This window comes from Moraxella sp. CTOTU47724 (genome assembly GCF_032014955.1).
Taxonomy (GTDB): Bacteria; Pseudomonadota; Gammaproteobacteria; order Pseudomonadales; family Moraxellaceae; genus Faucicola; species Faucicola tetraodonis.
On sequence record NZ_DALZSV010000095.1, the window covers coordinates 1 to 3998 of the forward strand.

Annotated in this window: 3 protein-coding genes; 1 reads left to right on the forward strand and 2 read right to left on the reverse strand. The window is 45.1% G+C overall.

Annotated features, from left to right (window positions below):
• Positions 1 to 20: 20 nt before the first annotated feature.
• Positions 21 to 863, reverse strand: a complete 843-nt coding sequence (locus tag RTR63_RS11565) for a ParA family protein (protein WP_312524399.1) — start codon at positions 861 to 863, stop codon at positions 21 to 23.
• Positions 864 to 947: 84 nt separating this feature from the next.
• On the reverse strand, positions 948 to 2381 hold the full coding sequence (gene mpl, locus RTR63_RS11570) for a UDP-N-acetylmuramate:L-alanyl-gamma-D-glutamyl-meso-diaminopimelate ligase (RefSeq protein ID WP_312524401.1): 1434 nt from the start codon (positions 2379 to 2381) through the stop codon (positions 948 to 950).
• Between the two features lie 293 nt (positions 2382 to 2674).
• Between mpl and gdhA the strand changes: the two genes are divergently transcribed.
• Positions 2675 to 3998: NADP-specific glutamate dehydrogenase (gene gdhA, locus RTR63_RS11575; RefSeq protein WP_312524403.1), on the forward strand; the 1324-nt coding region annotated here is incomplete at its 3' end.

Below are 3998 nucleotides of genomic sequence, written 5' to 3' on the forward strand. Positions count from 1 at the left end.
ACGATTAAATGTAAGTTCCGTTATCTAGATTCAATTTCTTGATAAAGCGCAGCGTATTGCTGGGTGAGTTTATGTTTAGCGTCCAAATAAATCAGCGGTAAACTTTGATGATGGGATTGTTTCATGATAATCGAAGGGCTAAGTTTGGTCTCATACACAGGATAGCCTTCATTGACCAATGTTTGTACCACTTCTTTGGGTAAATTGGCGCGTGGGTCAAACTGATTGACGATGATACCTTCAATTAACAAGTCACTATTATGGTCTTGGCGCGTCTCTAAGATGTTTTGCACCAAGGTTTGCAGCGCGCGTTTGGAGAAAATATCACAATCAAACGGGACGATGACACGATCAGCTGCGATCAATGCCGACAAAGTAAAAAAGTTAAACGCCGGTGGTGTATCAATGTACACCCGATCAAACTGCTGCGTTAAAAGGCTTAAGCCGTCTTTTAATTTATAAATTTTATGTTTGCTTTCAAGGGGCTGCAAAATATCGGCAAGTATGGGACTGGCTGGAATCAGTGATAAATTATCAAATCGGGTTGTGTGAATACAGTGATCCAACCCTTGATTGCGACTACCCGTCATACCGCCAAACGGAAATGCAAACATCATCGGCATAGGGCTAGACGTCGCTTGCAGGGTTTGCGAAAAGAAATTTTCAATATTGGGCTCTGTGATATGAGCGGGATGAATGTCTGTGGCCGCATCGCCGATGATATATTGGGTAGCGTTGCACTGTGGATCAAGGTCGATGAGTAAGGTACGCAAACCTTGATGGGCACTTATCGCGGCAAGATTGACAGCAATGCTGGATTTACCAACACCGCCTTTTTGATTAAAAATGACTCGGGTAAGCATTGTGTAACCTAATATTTTTACAAGTAATCATGAGTATGCTAAAAAATCACGATTTTTGCTAGCAAAATTACAAGGTTAAAACAGTTAGCCTTGCTGCAGTGCCTTCACCAGTCGACCATGAATGCCTTCAAAGCCGCCATTTGACATCACAATCACCGCATCGTCATCGCCAATGTGCGCTGCAATATGCTCAATAATCGCATCGGTCGATGTCATCACTTGTTGGTTGGCAGCATTGCCAATCGCATCGGCAACTGACCAATCTAGATTGGCAGGTTGATACCAAATGACTTGGTCGGCGATACTCGCTGACGGCGCAAGCAAACCTTGGTGGGTACCGAGTTTCATGGTGTTTGAACGCGGTTCAATCACTGCCCAGATTTTACGGTTTGGGTTATCCGCAAAACGTTTTTTGGCACCATCGAGCGTGGTTTCAATGGCGGTTGGGTGGTGGGCAAAGTCGTCGTAAACTTCTATCTGTTTGCCGTTGTTATCGATTATGCCGACCAGTTCCATACGGCGTTTGATGCCCGCAAAATTGGATAAGGCTTCACAGGCTTGTGCAACCGATACGCCAACATTGTAGGCTGCCGCAATTGCCACTAAACCATTATTGACGCTATGTAGCCCGCTCATCTGCCAATTGACTTGTCCCGTGTTACCATCAAACATGACTTCGTATTGGCTTCCGTCTTGTTTCACTAGCTTGGCTTGCCAATCCGCTTGAGGATTAGTGGCAGAAAGCGCTGTCCGCCAAATCGGTGTCCAACAGCCTTTTTTCAGGGTTTCTTCCAAGCTTTCGGTATCTGCTGGCATGACGATTTTGCCATTTGACGGTATCACGCGTACCATGTGATGGAACTGGGTTTGGATGGCGGCAAGGTTTGGGAAGATATCGGCGTGGTCGTATTCAAGGTTGTTTAAAATTGCGGTGGTTGGGCGATAGTGAACAAACTTAGAGCGTTTATCAAAAAAAGCACTGTCATATTCATCCGCTTCGATGACAAAGTAACCTTCATGATCCGCAGTTGTATCACTACCCAAATAACTACTGTGGGCAAACGCTTGTTGTAGGCGTTCATCTTGGGTATCAACAAGTGGCACGCCACCAATCAAAAAGCCGGCATCAATGCCTGCATAGTGTAAAATCCACGCCAGCATCGTGGTAGTGGTAGTTTTGCCATGCGTGCCTGCGACGGCTAATACATGACGGTATTGCAATACTTGCTCTGCCAAAAACTGCGGACCTGAGGTATAAGCAATACGCTCATTGAGCATATATTCAACCGCCTCTATGCCGCGCTTCATGGCATTGCCGACAATCACCAAATCAGGTGCAGGTTGTAAATGACTGGCGGCGTACCCTTGCATAATCTCAACACCCGCATTTTCAAGCTGGGTGGACATTGGTGGATAGACATTAGCGTCCGAGCCTGTCACGGTATGTCCAAGGTCACGCGCAAGCAGCGCCAACGAACCCATGAAGGTACCACAAATACCAAGAATATGAATGTGCATAAGTTTGCCTTAGGTCAAATACGCATTAGCGGCTAACCAAAGCCGCTAAACCTTGCTAAAAATTAATAATTTTAAAGGACAAATCAGGCTTTGTCAGCTATTAAATCCTGTTGCAGGTTAACTTGCTCACAAACACCCATCTCTAGTTTTTGGCAACCCACCGTGCCAAAACCGTGCCAAAGGGGTACAGAAAAATAGTTTTACAAATTACTATGACAGTGCTAAGTTACTATAAATTCACCAAAATAGTGTTTTTGCACTATTTTTATGAAGTTAAAGCATTGAGGAGTGGTATGAAAAGCAGTGAGTTATTAAGCACTTTAAAGCAGTGTCATAGCAATGAGCCAGAGTTTATCCAAGCGGTCGAAGAATTCTGGGAAGATATCGCAGCGGTTTATGACCAATCCACTGTTTATCAACACCTTAATCTATTTGACCGCTTAACCAACCCTGACCGTGTTATTCAATTTCGTATCAACTGGGAAGATGACCAAGGCAATGTTCAAGTCAACCGCGGTTGGCGTGTGCAATTTAACAATGCATTAGGCCCTTACAAAGGCGGTATCCGTTTTCATCCCAGTGTGAATCTTTCGGTACTAAAATTTTTAGGGTTTGAACAAATCTTTAAAAACGCATTGACCGGTTTGCCTATGGGTGGGGGTAAAGGCGGTTCAGACTTTGACCCAAAAGGTAAATCAGACGCCGAAATCCGTCGATTTTGCTATGCCTTTATGCGCGAATTAGCGCCTTATATTGGTGCAGATATAGACGTACCTGCGGGTGATATCGGTGTCGGCGGCCGCGAAATTAATTATATGTTCGCCATGTATAAGACGCTTAATCGTGAGTTTACCGGGGTATTAACCGGTAAGACGGTGGGACAAGGTGGTAGCTTGATTCGTACCGAGGCAACGGGGTTTGGTCTTGTGTATTTTTTACAAAACATGCTAGAAGCCCATCATGACGATTTGATGGCTAAGACTGTCCTAGTCTCAGGTGCGGGCAATGTATCGCTACATGCGGCACAAAAATGTATTGAGCTTGGCGCGCAGGTACTGACATTATCAGACTCAAAAGGCACCTTACATCTCAAGCATGGCTTTAGCTTAGAGCAAATTGAAGCGCTCAAAACTTATAAAGCGCAAGACAAACGTTTAAAAGACTTCGTCGGCACCAGTGATGACGCAGAATGGATCGACGGTAGCCGCCCATGGCATATCAAAGCCGATATTGCCTTACCTTGCGCCACCCAAAACGAAATCAATGGGCAAGATGCGCAAAATCTGGTCAATCATGGCGTTAAATATGTGGCAGAAGGTGCCAACATGCCCAGTGATGCCGATGCCATCGCCATCTTCCAAAGTAATGGCGTCATCTATGCGCCGGGAAAAGCCTCGAATGCCGGTGGCGTTGCGGTATCCGGTCTTGAGATGTCACAAAACTCGGTACGTCAATACGCAACCTTTGCGGTGCTTGATGAGCAATTAAAAACCATCATGACAAATATCCATGACGATTGTTTTAACCATGGTAAACAAGCGGATGGGAGCATTGATTATAAAAAAGGCGCCAATCTAGCAGGCTTTAACAAGATTGCTAAAGCCATGGTGAATTACG